This is a genomic window from Pseudonocardia endophytica (genome assembly GCF_004339565.1).
In the GTDB taxonomy this organism is placed as follows: domain Bacteria; phylum Actinomycetota; class Actinomycetes; order Mycobacteriales; family Pseudonocardiaceae; genus Pseudonocardia; species Pseudonocardia endophytica.
In genome coordinates, this window is sequence record NZ_SMFZ01000002.1 from 1,774,160 (window position 1) to 1,789,464 (window position 15,305).

General features: G+C 72.8%; 17 protein-coding genes. 12 read left to right on the forward strand and 5 right to left on the reverse strand.

Features of this window, described 5'->3' with window-relative positions:
• Window positions 1-71: 71 nt before the first annotated feature.
• Genes EV378_RS27190 through EV378_RS27200 form a run of 3 tightly spaced genes read left to right on the forward strand, consistent with a single transcriptional unit; the run spans window position 72 to window position 3,191 of the window.
• Window positions 72-1,289: a cytochrome P450 gene (locus tag EV378_RS27190; protein ID WP_132430240.1), complete on the forward strand. Its 1,218-nt coding sequence runs from the start codon at window positions 72-74 to the stop codon at window positions 1,287-1,289.
• Between the two features lie 12 nt (window positions 1,290-1,301).
• Window positions 1,302-2,237, forward strand: coding sequence for a fumarylacetoacetate hydrolase family protein (locus tag EV378_RS27195; RefSeq protein WP_132430241.1), 936 nt, complete (start codon window positions 1,302-1,304; stop codon window positions 2,235-2,237).
• 12 nt (window positions 2,238-2,249) lie between these two features.
• Window positions 2,250-3,191: an MBL fold metallo-hydrolase gene (locus tag EV378_RS27200; RefSeq protein WP_132430242.1), complete on the forward strand. Its 942-nt coding sequence runs from the start codon at window positions 2,250-2,252 to the stop codon at window positions 3,189-3,191.
• On the opposite strand, the gene EV378_RS27205 is transcribed toward EV378_RS27200, so the two are convergent.
• Entirely contained in the window at window positions 3,181-3,858 is a 678-nt protein-coding gene (locus tag EV378_RS27205) for a haloacid dehalogenase type II (RefSeq protein ID WP_243653784.1), read from the reverse strand. The two genes, EV378_RS27200 and EV378_RS27205, sit on opposite strands and share 11 nt — an antisense overlap.
• A gap of 18 nt (window positions 3,859-3,876) precedes the next feature.
• On the opposite strand from EV378_RS27205, the gene EV378_RS36825 reads away from it, so the two are divergent.
• Entirely contained in the window at window positions 3,877-4,593 is a 717-nt protein-coding gene (locus EV378_RS36825) for an alpha/beta fold hydrolase (protein WP_279389664.1), read from the forward strand.
• Between the two features lie 42 nt (window positions 4,594-4,635).
• Window positions 4,636-5,007, forward strand: coding sequence for a nuclear transport factor 2 family protein (locus EV378_RS27215; protein WP_132430243.1), 372 nt, complete (start codon window positions 4,636-4,638; stop codon window positions 5,005-5,007).
• Between the two features lie 83 nt (window positions 5,008-5,090).
• Here the strand turns inward: EV378_RS27215 and aac(3) are convergent, their stop codons facing one another.
• Window positions 5,091-5,897 (reverse strand): aminoglycoside 3-N-acetyltransferase, encoded by an 807-nt coding sequence (gene aac(3), locus EV378_RS27220; protein ID WP_132430244.1) that lies wholly within the window; start codon window positions 5,895-5,897, stop codon window positions 5,091-5,093.
• 72 nt (window positions 5,898-5,969) lie between these two features.
• Here aac(3) and EV378_RS27225 point away from each other — a divergent pair, with 72 nt between their 5' ends.
• The 7 genes from EV378_RS27225 to EV378_RS27255 all read left to right on the forward strand — a co-directional run bounded on the left by EV378_RS27225 (window position 5,970) and on the right by EV378_RS27255 (window position 12,469).
• Entirely contained in the window at window positions 5,970-7,178 is a 1,209-nt protein-coding gene (locus EV378_RS27225) for an AI-2E family transporter (RefSeq protein WP_132430245.1), read from the forward strand.
• A gap of 33 nt (window positions 7,179-7,211) precedes the next feature.
• Window positions 7,212-7,580: an ArsR/SmtB family transcription factor gene (locus EV378_RS27230; protein ID WP_132430246.1), complete on the forward strand. Its 369-nt coding sequence runs from the start codon at window positions 7,212-7,214 to the stop codon at window positions 7,578-7,580.
• Window positions 7,581-7,602: 22 nt separating this feature from the next.
• On the forward strand, window positions 7,603-9,024 hold the full coding sequence (locus tag EV378_RS27235; protein ID WP_207908878.1) for a substrate-binding protein: 1,422 nt from the start codon (window positions 7,603-7,605) through the stop codon (window positions 9,022-9,024).
• A gap of 85 nt (window positions 9,025-9,109) precedes the next feature.
• Entirely contained in the window at window positions 9,110-10,654 is a 1,545-nt protein-coding gene (locus EV378_RS27240; protein ID WP_132430248.1) for an amidase, read from the forward strand.
• A complete protein-coding gene (gene nthB / locus EV378_RS27245) occupies window positions 10,651-11,340 on the forward strand; it encodes a nitrile hydratase subunit beta (RefSeq protein WP_132430249.1) in 690 nt (229 codons plus the stop codon). The genes EV378_RS27240 and nthB overlap by 4 nt, the downstream gene beginning before the upstream one ends.
• Before the next feature lie 20 nt (window positions 11,341-11,360).
• On the forward strand, window positions 11,361-11,963 hold the full coding sequence (gene nthA / locus EV378_RS27250; protein ID WP_132430250.1) for a nitrile hydratase subunit alpha: 603 nt from the start codon (window positions 11,361-11,363) through the stop codon (window positions 11,961-11,963).
• Window positions 11,963-12,469: a nitrile hydratase accessory protein gene (locus EV378_RS27255; RefSeq protein WP_132430251.1), complete on the forward strand. Its 507-nt coding sequence runs from the start codon at window positions 11,963-11,965 to the stop codon at window positions 12,467-12,469. Before nthA ends, EV378_RS27255 begins: the two co-directional genes overlap by 1 nt.
• 245 nt (window positions 12,470-12,714) lie before the next feature.
• On the opposite strand, the gene EV378_RS27260 is transcribed toward EV378_RS27255, so the two are convergent.
• The 3 genes from EV378_RS27260 to EV378_RS27270 are packed head-to-tail and all read right to left on the reverse strand — an operon-like array spanning window position 12,715 to window position 15,202.
• Window positions 12,715-13,716: an LLM class flavin-dependent oxidoreductase gene (locus EV378_RS27260; RefSeq protein ID WP_132430252.1), complete on the reverse strand. Its 1,002-nt coding sequence runs from the start codon at window positions 13,714-13,716 to the stop codon at window positions 12,715-12,717.
• Window positions 13,717-13,770: 54 nt separating this feature from the next.
• Window positions 13,771-14,436: an HAD-IA family hydrolase gene (locus tag EV378_RS27265; RefSeq protein WP_132430253.1), complete on the reverse strand. Its 666-nt coding sequence runs from the start codon at window positions 14,434-14,436 to the stop codon at window positions 13,771-13,773.
• A 49-nt stretch (window positions 14,437-14,485) separates the two neighbouring features.
• On the reverse strand, window positions 14,486-15,202 hold the full coding sequence (locus EV378_RS27270) for an alpha/beta hydrolase (protein ID WP_132430254.1): 717 nt from the start codon (window positions 15,200-15,202) through the stop codon (window positions 14,486-14,488).
• Window positions 15,203-15,305: the final 103 nt, after the last annotated feature.

The window sequence follows — 15,305 nt, forward strand, 5'->3', positions numbered from 1 at the left end:
TGCGCGCTGGTCCGAGCCGGACCGTCCGGTCCCGACCTAGCGTCCGTCGCACCCCGAACGAGGAGCAGACGATGACGTCGACGGCGCCGACCATCCTGGGTCGCCTGATGGGCGACGAGCCCGACCCGTTCCCGCTCTACGACGAGCTGCGCGAGACCGGGGGCGGTGTCCACCCGTTCGACCCGCTGGGCTGGTTCGTCACCCGCTACGAGGACGTCGCCGCGATCGGCAAGGACAACGCGACGTACAGCTCGGAGCACTTCTGGGACTCCCCGGCCGGGATCCACGACCCGTCGGACCCGGTGCAGGCGTCGTTCATGGAGATCAGCGCGCAGCAGTTCATGTTCCACGATCCGCCGTCGCACAGCCGGATGCGCTCGGCGATGATGCCGGCGTTCACCGGCGTCGCGACGAAGCGGTGGCGCCCGATCGTCGAGGCACGGGTCGGGGCGCTGCTGGACCGGTTCGAGCCCGGCCAGGAGGCGGACTTCATGGCGGACTTCGCCGGCGCCGTGCCCGTCGCGATCATCGCCGACGTGCTGGGCGTGCCGGAGTCCGAGCAGTCGGAGTTCCGTCGGTGGTCGCAGGCGCTGGCCGCGACGTTCGACCCGGGCATCCAGGGCGAGGCCCGCACCGGGGCGATCCACGCGGCGAACGAGATGGTCGACTACCTGCGGACCGTGCTCGACGCGCGCCGCCGCGACCCGCGCGACGACCTGACGTCCGTGCTCGTCGCCGCCAGGGACCAGGACGGCGACCCGCTGCCGACCGACGAGCTGCTCGGCTCCGTCGCGCTGCTGCTCACGGCCGGCAACGACACGACGGTCAACCTGCTCGGCAACGGCCTGTCGTTCCTGTTCTCCGAGCCGGGGGCCCGCAAGGCGGCCGACGACCCGGCGACGATCCCGGCGCTCGTCGAGGAGATGCTGCGGATGGACCCGCCGCTGCACCTGGACATCCGCAAGACCACGCGCGACGTCGTGCTCGGCGGCGAGGAGATCCCGGCCGGGTCGCTGCTGTGGCTCGTGATCGCCGCGGCGAACCGCGACCCGCGCGCGTTCGACGACGCCGGCCGCTTCGACCCGGCCCGCTCACCGAACCGGCACCTCACGTTCCTGCCCGGCTACCACCACTGCATCGGCGCGCCGCTGGCCCGCCTCGAAGGCGAGATCATCTTCACCCGGCTGCTGGAACGGTTCCCGGGCATTGCGCCGGGCAGCGGACCCGCGCATCGTCGGGTGGCGAACAAGGTCGCACGCGGGTGGCAGACGCTGCCGGTGCGGTTCTGAGAGGGGCTGGGGATGCGCTGGGTGACCTACGACGCCGGTGCCGGGCAGCGCACCGGGATCCTGGACGGCGAGACCGTGCGCGGTCTGGCCGCCGGGACGACGCTGCTGGACCTCCTGGAGCGTGACCAGCTCGGCGAGGCGGGCGACGGCGCCCGGCGGGATCCGGCGGAAGTGGTTGCGCTGCAGGACGTGCGCCTGCTCGCGCCGCTGCCGCGACCGCCGTCGGTGCGCGACAGCCTCGGCTTCCTGGACCACCTGCGCGGCTGCTACAAGGCGCTCGGACGGCCGACCGATCTGCCGGACGCCTGGTTCCAGACGCCCGCGTACTACTTCGCCAACGTCACGTCGATCGTCGGACCGCACGACGACGTACCGGTCGCCCCCGGGTGCGCGATGTTCGACTTCGAGCTGGAGGTCGGCGCCGTGATCGGCCGGGGCGGGCGGGACCTGCGCGCCGACGAGGCCGAGCGGCACATCGTCGGGTACACGCTGTTCAACGACTGGTCGGCCCGCGACGTGCAGATGCGCGACATGGCGCAGGGGATCGGCATGGGCAAGAGCAAGGACAGCGCGTCGACGCTCGGGCCGGCGCTCGTGACCGTCGACGAGCTGGAGGACCACCGCCGCGACGGCCGGCTCGCGCTCTCGTTGTCCGCCACGCTGAACGGCGAGGAGCTCGCGTCCGGCTCGCTGGACGCGATGGACTGGACGTTCGCCGACATGGTGGCGTTCGCGTCCCGCGGCACGGACGTCGTGCCCGGCGACGTGATCTGCTCCGGCACCGTGCCGGGTGGCTGCCTGCTCGAACACGTCGACACCCCGGACGTCGCGTCGGCGCGCTGGCTGCGGCCGGGCGACGTCGTGTCCCTGCGCGGCGAGGGTCTCGGCGAGACGCGACAGACCGTCGTCGCGGGCACCCCGATCGTCCCGCTCCGCTCCGGATACTGAGGAGAACCCCCGATGTCCGACTACACGCTCGGCCTGCACGACCTCGGCGACGGCTGCCACGCCTGGCTGCAGCCCGACGGCGGCTGGGGCTGGAGCAACTCCGGCCTGATCACCGGCGGCGGCACCAGCCTGATGGTGGACACGCTGTTCGACCTCGCCCTGACACAGCGGATGCTCGACGGGATCACGTCGGTCACCGACGCGAACCCCCTCACGACGCTGGTCAACACGCACTCCGACGGCGACCACACGCACGGCAACGAGCTGCTCGCCGCCCGCGACGTCGAGATCGTCGCGACCGAGGCGGCCGCCGCGCTGATCAGCCAGGAGGAGGTGGACATGCTCGCGGCCGCGAAGAAGCTCCCGGACGGTCGCGGCGACTTCGTGCGCGCGGTGTTCGGCGCATTCGAGTTCGAGGGGATCACCGCGACACCGCCGCACCGCACGTTCACCGGCGAGACGAGCCTCGACGTCGGCGGCAGGGAGGTGCGGCTCATCCAGGTCGGGCCGGCGCACACGCCGGGCGACGCGATCGTGCACGTCCCGGACGCGCGCCTGGTCTACGCCGGGGACGTGCTGTTCATCGGCGGGACGCCGATCGTCTGGGCCGGTCCGGTCGGGCGCTGGGTCGCGGCCTGCGAGCGGATGCTGGACCTGGACGCGGACCGGTACGTCCCGGGGCACGGCCCGGTCGGCTCGAAGTCCGACGTGGAGCGTGTCCGCGAGTACCTGTTGTTCGTGGACACCGAGGCGCGCAAGCGGTTCGACGACGGCCTGGACGTCGACCAGGCGATCGAGTCGATCGACCTCGGGCCGTGGGCCGGGCTGAACGAGAGCAGCCGGATCGCCCAGAACGTCGTCAACGTCTACGAGACGATCGACCCGACGCGCGAGCCGATCGGACGTCTCGGTGCGCTCGTGCGGATCGCGGCACGGGAGGGCTTCACCGTCTGACCGCGGCGAGGTCCGCCAGAGTCTCCAGGTGCAGGTCGAACGCGTCGCCGGGAACCGGCCGGTCGGCTCCGGGGCGTTCCAGGAACGCCGTGCGCATCCCGGCCCCCTGCGCGCCGCGCAGGTCCCAGGCGTGCGCGGCGACCATCAGCATCCGCTCGGGCGGCCTGCCCGCACAGTCGATCGCCAGCCGGTACACGGCCGGGTCCGGCTTGTAGGAGCCGGCAGCCTGGGTCGACAGGGCGGTGTGCCAGCGCAGACCGGCCGACGCGTTCATCCGCAGCAGCGACGTCCGGTCCGCATTGGACAGGCCGATCAGCTCGAAACGGCCGGCCAGCCCGGCCAGCGCGTCGGCGGTGTCCGGCCACGCGGGCCGGTGTCCGGCGGCCCGGACGAGCGTGTCGACCGCTCCGGGTTCGAGGCCGGCCGCGCGGACGACGGCGTGCGCGGCCTCGGCGTCCAGCACCGCGGTCGTCGCGTACTCCCGCCCGCCGTCGACGATGCGGCGGTGCTCGGCGCCGATCGTCGTGCCCCACAGGGTGACCAGGTCGTCGACGTCGGCGGCCGGCACCAGCGCGCCGAGCGCGTCGCGCAGGCCGGCGGTGTGGTCCACGAGCGTGCCGAGGATGTCGAAGACGAGTGTGTCGATGTCGTGCACCGGCTGTCCCACGCGTTCGAGGGTAGACAGGTGACCGTGGAGACGATGCTCGCGATCCCGGGGACGCTGTGCTCACCCGCCGTCTTCGACGCGCTCGCCGCGCGTCTCGAGGGACGGGTCCGGCCGGTCGCGGCGGACTGGATGACCGCACCCGGTCCGTGGACCGTCCCGGCCGTCGCCGAGCGGCTGGCCTCCCGGCTCGACGCACCGTCGATCGTGCTCGGCCACTCCACCGGCGGCGCGATCGCGCTGCAGCTCGCCGTGCGCAGGCCGGATCTCGTCGCCGGGCTCGTGCTCGTCGGGACCGGGGCGCACATGCGCGGGCACGGCGACGTGGACGCGATCGTCGACCGGGTCGACCGCGACTGGGGACCGGACCTGCACGACGCGATCCTGCGCCGCAGCTTCGCGACCCCGCTGCCCGACGCGTTCGGCGAGACCCTGCGTGCCTACGCCGCCCGGGTCCCGCGCGAGGCGGTGCTGGAGGTGCTGCGCAGCCAGCGTGACCTCGACCTGACCGCGGAGCTGGCTCGCCTGACGGTGCCTGCGGTCGTCGTGCACGGGACCCAGGATGCGACGCGCACCGTCGGCCAGGCCCGCGAGCTCGCCGACGCGCTGCCGGACGCCGAGCTGCGGATCGTCGAGGCGGGCCACACGCCGGTGCACGAGACGCCGGACGTGGTCGCGGCCGCCGTGCTCGACGTCGTCGGGCGTTCGCTCACGGCGAACCGGTTGCGCCACAGGTGAACGCCCGCGCGTCCGTCCCGGGACAACCCTAGGGTCGGCGACGTGCCGGACACCCAGACCCTCCGCGCCGCCGAGCGGCGCCTGCAGGCCGCCCAGCTCGCGTCCGACGTCGCCGCTCTCGACGCGCTGATCGACGACGACGCGCTGTTCACCGGCCCGGACGGCGCGCTCCTGTCCAAACAGGACGACCTCGCGGCGCACCGCGGCGGCCACCAGGTCCTGCGCCGTGTCGACGAGCACGAGCTGCGGCTGGCGGTCACCGGCACGACGGGTGTCACCTGGTTCCTCGGCGAGGTCGAGGGCGTCGCGGGTGGTGTGCCGTTCGCGGCCCTGGTGCGCTACACCAGGGCGTGGGCGCACGACGCCGTGGACGGCTGGCGGGTCGTCGCGGCGCACGCGAGCGCCGTCGGCTGAGGTCGCCCGGACCCTGCGGGTGCACACCGACGTCGTCACCGTCCACCCGCTGCTGAGCTTCCCGGGTGACCCGCTCCGCCGGGTCACGGCCGCCCGGCCCGCTCCTCCATCCACCGCACCGCGAACGCGCACATCGCCCGAGCGTCCACGACCAGCGAGTCCGCGTCGCCGACCCGTCCGGTGCGGCCGTTCCCCGCCGCCACGAAGTCTCCGACGACCGTGCCGAAGTAGTCGTCGTCGAACCCGTCGACGATCGGGTCGGACGTGTCGAACTCCTCGACCGTCCGCCAGAGGATGCCGTCCGGCGTCGCGAACGGGACGTCGGAACGGACGATCCGCTTGCCGGGCAGGTCGGCCAGGTGCTCGGCGTGGTGCAGGAGCGTCATCGTGTCCCACGGCGCGCCGATCATCGCGACCGTCCCGCCCGCCTCGACGAGCCTGGCCAGCGGCGAGCCGGGGCCGTAGCCGTAGTCGACCGGGTGGTCGGCGGTGAACCACTCCGCGCGGTCTCCGAGCGCTGCGACGGACGCGCCGGGGGAGCCGCTGCGACGCGCGCCGGGCCACTGCCGCAGGAACTCCGGGAGGGCGCCGTTGTCGCGGATCGCGTGCGACGTCGCCGCGTCGAACCCCGGCACGTGCGGACGCCACCGCTCCGCCAGCCTGCCGTCGTCGTCGAGCAGGTCGGTGTACGGGGCCTGCCAGTCCGTGTAGGCCAGCACGGTCCCGCCAGGGGAGACCGCGTCGAGCAGCGCGCCGACGAGGGTGTCCGGGCCGTCGATCAGCGGGCCGACGCTGCGCAGCGCGCCGTGGGCGAACACGGCGTCCCCCGCGGTCAGGCCGAGTCCGCGCAGGTCGGCGGTCAGGTCGGCGCGGGTGCGGGGATCGGCCACGAGCCGGGAAGTCTAGCGACGACCGGGCGCGGTTGCGGGCGTGCCCGATGGGTCCCTGCGAGACTGCGCGACATGACGACCGAGCCGCGCCCCACCCGGGAACGGGTCATCGACGACGGTGCCCGTCGCCTGGCCCGGTGGAGCGGGCAGCTCCTGCTGATCGCCGCCGCGCTCGTGCTGCTCGGGCTGATCGTCGGGTGGCTGTGGCCGGTCGCGTTCCCGGTGTTCCTCGGGCTGCTGATCGCGAGCGTGTTCGAGCCGCTGGTCACCCGCCTGCGGGCGTGGGGGTGGCCGAGCCTGCTCGCGACGGCCGTCGTGTTCCTGCTGGCGCTGGGGATCCTGGTCGGTGTCGTCGTCGCGATCATCCCGACCGTCGCCGACCAGGCACCGCAGCTGGCGCAGGGCGCGATCGGCGGCATCGACCAGGTGCAGGCGTTCCTGGCCGGGCCGCCGTTCAACCTCGGTCAGACCCAGATCGGGCAGGCCGTGCAGGTCGCCACCGAGCGCCTGCAGCAGAACGCCGCCTCGATCGCGGGTGGCGTCGTCACCGGCATCTCGACCGTCGCCACCGGGCTGGTCAACATCGTGCTGGCCGTCGTCGTCGCGTTCCTGTTCGTCAAGGACGGCCCCCGGTTCCTGCCGTGGCTGCGGCGCCTGAGCGGCCCGACCGCCGGCGCTCACCTGTCGACCGTCGGCGTCCGGGTGTGGGGTCGGCTCGGCGGGTTCATCCGCAGCCAGGCGCTGATCGGGCTCGTCGACTCCGTGTTCATCGGGATCGGACTGGTGCTGCTCGGGATCCCGCTCGCGCTGCCCCTTGCCGTGCTCACGTTCTTCGGCGCGTTCGTGCCGATCGTCGGCGCGCTGGTCGCCGGGGCGCTGTCGGTGCTCGTCGCGCTCGTGTCCGCCGGGCCCCTGCAGGCGCTGTTCGTGCTGATCCTGATCCTCGCCGTGCAGCAGATCGAGGGGAACCTGCTGCAGCCGCTCGTGCAGGGCAAGGGGCTCGGGCTGCACGCGGCCGTCGTGATCCTGGCCGTCACCGGAGGCAGCAGCCTGTTCGGTATCGCGGGCGCGTTCTTCGCGGTGCCGGTCGCGGCCGTCGTCGCGGAGGTCCTCCGCTACATCGGTGAACGCATCGACGAGAGGTCCGGTGTGGATCCCGAGCCGGACGACGGCGTGGTGTCCGAGAACGACGTCGGGACGCTGGCCGAAACCGGCGACGACGAGGCGACGGACGCCGGCGAGACGCAGGACACATCGCCTCCGGAGACGGAACGGGGTTGAGCCCGGGGCGGGATCGCGCGCTATCGTAGGCCCATGTCATCGGACCGTGACACGTCGGACCCCGGGTCCGGCGCCGACCTCGCCTTCGACGCGCTCGCCGATCCCGTCCGCCGGGAGATCCTCGGCGTGCTCGCCGAGGAGGACGAGACGAGCGCGGGTGCGCTGGCCGAGCGCATCACGAGCGTCGGGCGCACGGCCGTGTCCACCCACCTGCGCGTGCTGCGCGTGGCCGGTCTGGTGACCGAGCGGCGTGAGGGCCGCTTCCGCTACTACTCCATCGACCCGTCCGGCGCGGCCGCCGAGGTCATCCGCCTGCTGCACGGCCTGTTCCGCGACTCGTTGCGCGACGCGCGGTCGGCCGTCGAGGATGGACCCGTCACCGACGTGGCGGAGGCCGGATGATGATGGTGCGAGCGCGGTAGCCGTGGAGGCCGTCGCGGTCTCGGTGGAGGAGTTCGCCTCCGCCCCGCCGGATGTCGTGTTCGACCGGTTCGGCGCGGGCCCGGAGGCGGGCTGGCTCTTCGGCGCCGTCTGCGACCGCGTCACCGCGGGCGCCGTCGTGACGCTGCGTCCGCCGATCGGGTCGTCCGGGCCGGTCGAGATCGTCGGCCGGATCAGCGACGTGCGCCGCCCGCACGCGTTGACGATCACGCACGACCTGCCGTGGCGGGGCCGGATCCGCCTGCGCTTCGACAGGGCGCCGGGCGGCACCCGCATCCGGCTGCACGCCGAGATCGACGAGCGCGGCCTGGAGTGGCTGATGCGCAGGCAGGGCCTCGCCGTCCCGCCGGGTGCCGCGACCGGTCCGCGGATCGGGCTGATCAGCAGCCGCTCCGGTTCCGGGGGGCTGTTCGCCTCCGCCTCGCAGAACGTCGCAACGCTCGCCGTCGAGGAGATCAACGACGACGGCGGGGTCGACGGGCGGCCGGTCGAGTTGCTCGTCGGCGACGACGCGACCGACCCCGCGACCGGGGCGCTGGAGGCCAGGCGGCTGGTTCGCGCCGGCTGCCGGGTGATCGTGCTGATGACGACGTCGGCGACCTACGACGCGGTGTCCGCGGCACTGCAGGGGTCCGGCGTGCTCGTCGTGCAGCCGCACATGAACGAGGGCGGTGGCGAGAGCCGGCTGCGGCTGCGATTCGGCGAGCGCCCGGCCGCCCAGCTCGCGACGGCGGTCCTGCCGCTGCAGCGCGCCGCCGGCGGGCGGCGCTGGTTCCTGGCCGGCAACGACTACGTGTGGCCGCGCAGCGTGCACGCCGCCGCCAGAGCCGTGCTGCCGCGACACGGCGGGCAGCTGGTGGGGGAGCGCTACGCCCCGCTCGGCACCACCGACTTCGCGCCGATCGTCGAGGCCGTCGCGGCGTCCGGGGCGGACATCGTGCTGAACACCTTCGTCGGCGCGGACAGCGCAGCGTTCGAGCGCGAGTGCCACGCGATGGGACTGCGAGACCGTGCGGTCAGCCTCGCCCCGGCCATCGACGAGGCGACGCTGGAGCGGATCGGCGCCCGCGCCGGGTCCGGCATCCACGGCGTCTCCGGCTACTTCCAACACCTCGACACCGAGCGCAACACGTCGTTGCTGCGGCGCTACCGGCGGACGTTCGGGCCGTGGGCGCCGCCGCTGTCGTCGCTGTCGGAGTCGGTGTTCGAGGCGATCCACATGTGGGCCGCTGCGGCCCGTCGTGCCCGCACGACCGAGCCGGGGCCGGTTGCCGACGCGATGCGGGCCGGCCGCTACGAGCTGCCGCGGGGCACGGTCGTCCTGGACGAGACGGACACCGTCGCGCCGCCGTTGCACCTGGCGGCCGCAACGGGTGCGACGTTCGGCTCGATGCGTTCCGGTTAACTCCATGTCAACGCGTCAGCTCGCATTGACATGATCGGCGGGGGCTTCTAGTTTTCAGTCCCATCCGCCGACCAGAGGAGTGCCCGTGGCGATCCCTCCCCCCGACCCCGCCCGTCTGGCGGCACTGAACGAGCATTTCGGTTTCGGACTCTCCGACGCGGAGCTCGAGGAGATGGGCCCGGCCGTCGTGTCCACGTTCGCCGCGTCCGAGCGGGTGGAGGAGCTCTACCAGGCCACCGCCCCGCAGACCCCGAACCGCGAGTGGGCCGAGCCGACCGACAACCCGCTCGGCGCCTGGTACGTGACGACGAACATCCCCGGTGCCGCGGACGGACCGCTGGCTGGCAAGACCGTCGCGATCAAGGACAACGTCAGTGTCGCGGGCGTGCCGATGACGAACGGCTCGGCCTCGGTCGAGGGCTTCGTGCCCCGGCGGGACGCCACGAGCGTCACGCGGCTGCTCGCGGCGGGCGCGACGATCACCGGCAAGTCGATGTGCGAGGACCTCTGCTTCTCCGGCGCGAGCTTCACGTCGAGGCCGTGGCCGGTGCGCAACCCGTGGGACCCGAGCCGCAACGCCGGCGGATCGTCGGCCGGCAGCACCGTGCTCGTCGTCACCGGGGAGGTCGACCTCGCGCTCGGCGGTGACCAGGGCGGATCGGTCCGGATCCCGTCGTCGTTCTCCGGCGGTGTCGGGCACAAGCCCACGCACGGCCTGGTGCCCTACACCGGCGCGTTCCCGATCGAGCAGACGATCGACCACCTCGGTCCGATGACCCGCACGGTCGCCGACGCCGCGCTGATGCTCGGCGTGCTGGCCGGCGTGGACGGTCAGGACCCGCGCCAGCCGACGTCGATCGCACCCGTCGACTACACGGCCGCGCTGTCCGGCGGGGCAGAGGGGCTCCGGATCGGCGTGGTCACCGAGGGCTTCGGGCGTCCGGAGAGCGACGCGGGCGTCGACCAGTCCGTCCGCGCCGCGATCGACGTGCTGCGCGGGGCCGGCGCGAGCGTCGACGAGATCTCCATTCCATGGCACCTCGACGGGATGGCGGTCTGGAATGTGATCGCCACCGAGGGCGCGGCGTTCCAGATGATCGACGGCAACGCCTACGGCATGAACTCGCAGGGTCTGTACGACCCCGAGCTCATGGAGCACTACGGCGCCCAGCGGATCACCCGCGGGTCCGAGCTGTCCAAGACCGTGAAGCTGGTCGGGCTGTCCGGCGGCCACACGTACAAGGTCGGCGGCGGCAAGTGGTACGCGATGGCCCGCAACCTCGCGTTCGAGCTGCGGGCGGCCTACGACGCGGCGTTCTCGTCCTACGACCTGCTCGCGATGCCGACGCTGCCGTACACCGCCCGCCCGCTGCTCGGCTACGACGCCCCGCTCGGGGACTACCTCACGACGGCCCTGTCGATGATCGGCAACTGCGCGCCGTTCGACGTCAGCGGTCACCCCGCGTGCACCGTGCCCGCCGAGCTCGTCGACGGGCTGCCGTGCGGGCTGATGCTCGTCGGGAAGAACTTCGACGACGCCACGGTGCTGCGTGGGGCGCACGCGTACGAGAAAGCGGTGGGCGGGTTCCCCGCTCCGCCGGCACTGACGACAGTGGGAGGACAGGCGTGAACGGAATCCACGATCTGGGTGGCCGGGACGGTCTCGGGGCCGTCGCACCCCCGGAGTCGGAACCGGTCTGGAAGGCGGAGTGGGAGAAGCACGCCCACACGTTCTTCCCGCTGGCGTTCAAGGCCGGGATGTTCGGGGTGGACCAGTTCCGCTTCGGCATGGAGCTGATCCCGCCGGTCCACTACCTGACCTCGCCGTACTACGAGCACTGGGTGGACTCGGTGGCCTACCACGGCGAGCGCACCGGGTTCTGGACCGCCGAGGAGATCGAGAAGCGCTACCAGCACTACCTGTCCAACCCGGACGAGCCGCTGCCGCCCGACCAGGACCCGGACGGCGAGCTGATCGCGTTCCTGAACGCCGCCATCCCGGCGGGCGTGCCCGCGGGCCGCGACACCGGCAAGGCCGCGAAGTTCTCCGTCGGCGACACCGTCACGGTCACCTCCGACGCGCCGCGCGGGCACACCCGCAAGGCGAGCTACATCCGGGGCAGGACCGGCGTCGTCGTGCTCGCCCACGGCGAGATGATCTACCCGGACACGGCGGGCAACAACCAGGGCGAGGCGCCCGAGCACGTCTACACCGTGCAGTTCACGAACGAGGAGCTCTGGGGCGCCGAGGCCGCAGAGCCCAACGGCACCGTCACGTTCGACGTGTGGGAGCCCTACATCCGTCCGGCCGCCTGACCTACGAGGGACACAGTCTGATGAGCACCACGGAAAAGGCCACGCACCAGGAGCAGATCGCCGCCCGCGTGAAGGCGATCGAGTCCCTGATGATCGAGAAGGGCCTGATGACCACCGCCGCGGTGGACCGTCTGGCCGAGATCTACGAGAACGAGGTCGGGCCGCAGCTCGGCGCGAAGGTCGTCGCGAAGGCGTGGACCGACCCGGACTTCAAGAAGCGCCTGCTGGAGAACGCGTCCACCGCGTGCGCCGAGATGGGCATCGGCGGCCTGCAGGGCGAGGACATGGTCGCCGTCGAGAACACCGACGACCTGCACCACGTCATCGTCTGCACCCTGTGCTCCTGCTACCCGTGGCCGGTGATGGGCCTGCCGCCGAACTGGTACAAGGAGCCCGCCTACCGCGCCCGCGTCGTGCGCGAGCCCCGCAAGGTGCTGTCCGAGGAGTTCGGGCTCGACGTGCCGGACTCGGTGGAGGTCCGCGTGTGGGACTCGAGCTCGGAGATGCGCTACTGGGTGTTGCCGCAGCGTCCGGCCGGCACCGACGGCTTCACCGAGGAGCAGCTGGCCGCGCTCGTCACCCGTGAGTCCATGATCGGCGTCGCCTACGCGAAGCAGCCCTGATGGGCGAGGGTCACGGCCACGGACACGAGCACGGCCGCCTCCCGTTCGCCGACGGTGAGGCCTACGAGGACCTCGACGCCACCGAGGTGGGCGAGGATCGCGGAGGCTTCCGGCAGGACACCACGGAGATCGGCGACGCCCGCAGGCGCGTGGAGCGGCTGCTCTGCGACATGCCCCAGGCGGACAAGGGCTTCGACGAGCCGTGGGAGCTCCGGGCGTTCGCCATGGCCGTCGCCGCGTACCACGAGGGCCACTACGGGTGGAGCGAGTTCCAGCTCTCGCTGATCGAGTCGATCAAGCAGTGGGAGGACGGCTCGCACTCCGAGCCGTGGAACTACTACGAGCACTGGCTCAACGCCCTGGAGACCGTGCTCTCGTCCAACGGCGCGTTGTCCGACCAGGTCGCGCTCGACAACCGCACGAGCGAGGTGCTGGCCACCCCGCCCAACGCGAACCACCACCGCCCGCGCCGCGAGCCGGTGGCGATCTCGCCCGCGGTGCACTGACGACGACGTCCCTCCCCATTCCGAACGAGGGGCACCTTCGAGCAACGAGATTGCTCGAAGGTGCCCCTCGTTCGCGTCGGGGTGGTCCGCACCCCGGCCGCACCGCCGCACCCCGGTACCTCGTGCCGCACCCCGCCCCGGCGTGTCGCACCCGTCGCAACCGGTGCGACACGCCGACGGGGGGTGCGCGAGGGCAGCGGGGTGTCGCCGCGGGCGGGGCGCCGGCCCTACGCTGCGGGGACCGGTCAGGCGGGCGCGGCGGCGCGGGCGGCGTCGAGGAAGCGCTCCAGCTCGCGGGCCGTGTCCGGGCCGCACGGCTGGAACACGATCTCGGTGACGCCCTTCGCGGCCAGGTCGTCGATCGTGCGACGGACCTCGTCGGCCGTGCCGCTGACCGTGGCGTCGCGCAGCATCGCGTGCCCGCCCGCCGACCACGCCGCAGCGTCCGCCTCGTTCAGCTCCACGCAGTGTCCGGAGTGGACGGACAGGTGCCGCTCGGCCTCCGGCGTCCGCTCCACGACGTCCATCCACGCGTCGCCGCCGGGCAGCCCGCGCACGGCGTCCGCGCCGCCGAACTCGTACGCACCGTGGTAGGCCAGCGCCCATCCGGGACCACCGGCGGCGCGCACGCGGTCGGAGTCGGGGGACTCGCCGTCGTCGAGCACCGTGCCCCACGCCAGGTAGGCGACCCAGTCGTACTCGGTCATGAAGTCCGGTGTGGACAGCGTCGCGTACAGGCCGTCGCCGAGCCGGCGCGCGACGGAGTCGCCCTTCGGCCCGAGCGCACCGACCAGCACCGGCACGTCGACCGGCCGGGCAGGGGCATGGCCGTCCGGGTGCAGCATCCGCATCCGGGCGCCCTCCCACTCGACGGTCTCGCCGCGCAGCAGCCCGCGGAACGCCCGGATGTAGGCGTCCATGAACCTCCAGGTGATCGCCCGGTATCCCATCGCGCGGCGGCCGGTGAACCCGGTGCCGAACGAGACGGCGACGCGACCCGGGGCGAGTGCGGCGAGCGTCGCCGTGGCGGCCGCGTTCGTCATCGGGTGGCGCAGGCTCGGGACGAGGACGCCGGGGCCGAGTCCGATCCGCTCCGTCCGGTCGGCGGCCAGCGCCAGCGTCATCCAGACGTCCGGGCTCTGTTGCGGGGTGTCGTACACCCACGCGCGGTCGTAGCCGATGCGCTCGGCGAGCGCGATGTCGTCGGGTGAGCTCAGGGCCGTGGGAAACGCGCACGACACGTCCATGTGTCCTCCGTTCACCGGGATGTCCCCGAGCGTCGCGAGACCACCGGGGGCGCGTCAAGACGCGGCGAGCGTCCCCTCGGCGAGATCCAGCGCCGTCTCCAGGTCGGCCAGCGCCTGCTCCTCGCCGGTCACCTTGATCGCCACCATGCCGAGCGCGGCGGCGGGCTTGCAGTTGATCCCGAGGTCGTCCAGGTAGACGCACGTCCCGGGCTCGACACCCAGTGCGGCGCAGGCCATCTCGTAGACGCGCGGGTCGGGCTTGCGGACGCCGGCCCTGCTCGACTCCACGACGTGCCCGAAACGCTTCATGACGTCCGCGATCGCGTCCGCCGCCTCGGTCGAGCGGGACATCTGCGCCCCGTGCCCGGACGGCATGTTGTTCGTGATGCAGCCGAGCCGGTAGCCGCGGTCGGTCAGCCGGTCCAGCGCCGTCACCATCCGGGGCCGGAGGTCACCCGCCAGCCGCGCGAGCACGTCGCGCCCTGGCAGCTCGTGGCCGAGCGCGCGGGCCTCGTCGCCGAACAGCTCGTCGAACCGGTCCTCGTCGATCTCGCCGCGCTCGAAGCGCGCCCACGCGTTCGTATCCGGGTTCGTCGCGTTGATCCGGCGGACGAGATCGCGCGGCAGGCCCCGCTCCTCCTCCATGGCGCGGAACGCCTCGAACGGCGACGCCGTGATCACCCCACCGAAATCGAAGATCACGCACGACCGCTCGTTCATGCCCCGACCCTAGTGCCGTGTCGCCGGACGTGGCACCGGAAACGGCGGGTCAGGCCTTGATCAGGGCTTCGGCCAGGCCCGCGGGTCGGGTGAAGCAGGCCTCGTGGCTGCCCGGGGCGGCCTGCGGCTCGACGCCGAGGCGGGCCGCGAAGCGGTCCCAGCCGAACTCGCCGGGCGGGAGCGCGATGTCCTCGGAACTGAGCACATAGGACACCGGGACGCCGAGCGTGGCCGGGTCGATCGGGTCGACGGTCTCGGTGAAGTACTGCATCGGCTGCGGCACTATCAGCGAGTGGGTCAGGCGCTGGATCGGCTCGTCGGCGTCGTTGATGAACGCCTGCTGCCACACCTCGAACGGCATCGCGACGGAGTTGTTGCCGGACGCCTGTGCCTGCCCGTCGAACAGCTGCTGGTACGGCGGCGGCACCTCGTCGTAGAGCGGGCGGCCCTCGGCGGGCACGAACGCGCTCCAGTACACGAGCTTGCGCAACCGTGAGGCGAGGCGGTGCGCCGCACCGGTGATCACGTAACCGCCCCAGCTGTGCCCGACGAGCGTCACGTCGGAGAGGCTCTCGCGCTCCACGAGGTCGACGACGGCGTCGACGGTGTCGGACAGGTGGAGGCGGGTCGGGTCGTCGCCGTCGTGCAGGCCGGGGAGCGTCGGGGTGAACACGCGGTGCCCGGCCGCGCGCAGGTGCTCGGCCGTCGGCCGCCAGGCCCACCCGCCGTGCCACGCGCCGGTGACCAGCACGAACGTCTCGGACATCGGATCCTCTTCTCCACAGGGTGATCGGGGTCACCGGATTCTGCTGTGCGACGACGGCGGGCGACAGGTCCACACGGGCGTCCGATCAGGACGGCTTCCGTGC

What these genes read in the sequence shown, in the direction of transcription:
- EV378_RS27190 (WP_132430240.1), top strand. Translation starts at nt 72, where the DNA reads ATGACGTCGACGGCGCCGACCATCCTGGGTCGCCTGATGGGCGACGAG.
- EV378_RS27195 (WP_132430241.1), top strand. Translation starts at nt 1,302, where the DNA reads ATGCGCTGGGTGACCTACGACGCCGGTGCCGGGCAGCGCACCGGGATC.
- EV378_RS27200 (WP_132430242.1), top strand. Translation starts at nt 2,250, where the DNA reads ATGTCCGACTACACGCTCGGCCTGCACGACCTCGGCGACGGCTGCCAC.
- EV378_RS27225 (WP_132430245.1), top strand. Translation starts at nt 5,970, where the DNA reads ATGACGACCGAGCCGCGCCCCACCCGGGAACGGGTCATCGACGACGGT.
- EV378_RS27230 (WP_132430246.1), top strand. Translation starts at nt 7,212, where the DNA reads ATGTCATCGGACCGTGACACGTCGGACCCCGGGTCCGGCGCCGACCTC.
- nthA (WP_132430250.1), top strand. Translation starts at nt 11,361, where the DNA reads ATGAGCACCACGGAAAAGGCCACGCACCAGGAGCAGATCGCCGCCCGC.
- EV378_RS27255 (WP_132430251.1), top strand. Translation starts at nt 11,963, where the DNA reads ATGGGCGAGGGTCACGGCCACGGACACGAGCACGGCCGCCTCCCGTTC.
- EV378_RS27260 (WP_132430252.1), bottom strand. Translation starts at nt 13,716, where the DNA reads ATGGACGTGTCGTGCGCGTTTCCCACGGCCCTGAGCTCACCCGACGAC.
- EV378_RS27265 (WP_132430253.1), bottom strand. Translation starts at nt 14,436, where the DNA reads ATGAACGAGCGGTCGTGCGTGATCTTCGATTTCGGTGGGGTGATCACG.
- EV378_RS27270 (WP_132430254.1), bottom strand. Translation starts at nt 15,202, where the DNA reads ATGTCCGAGACGTTCGTGCTGGTCACCGGCGCGTGGCACGGCGGGTGG.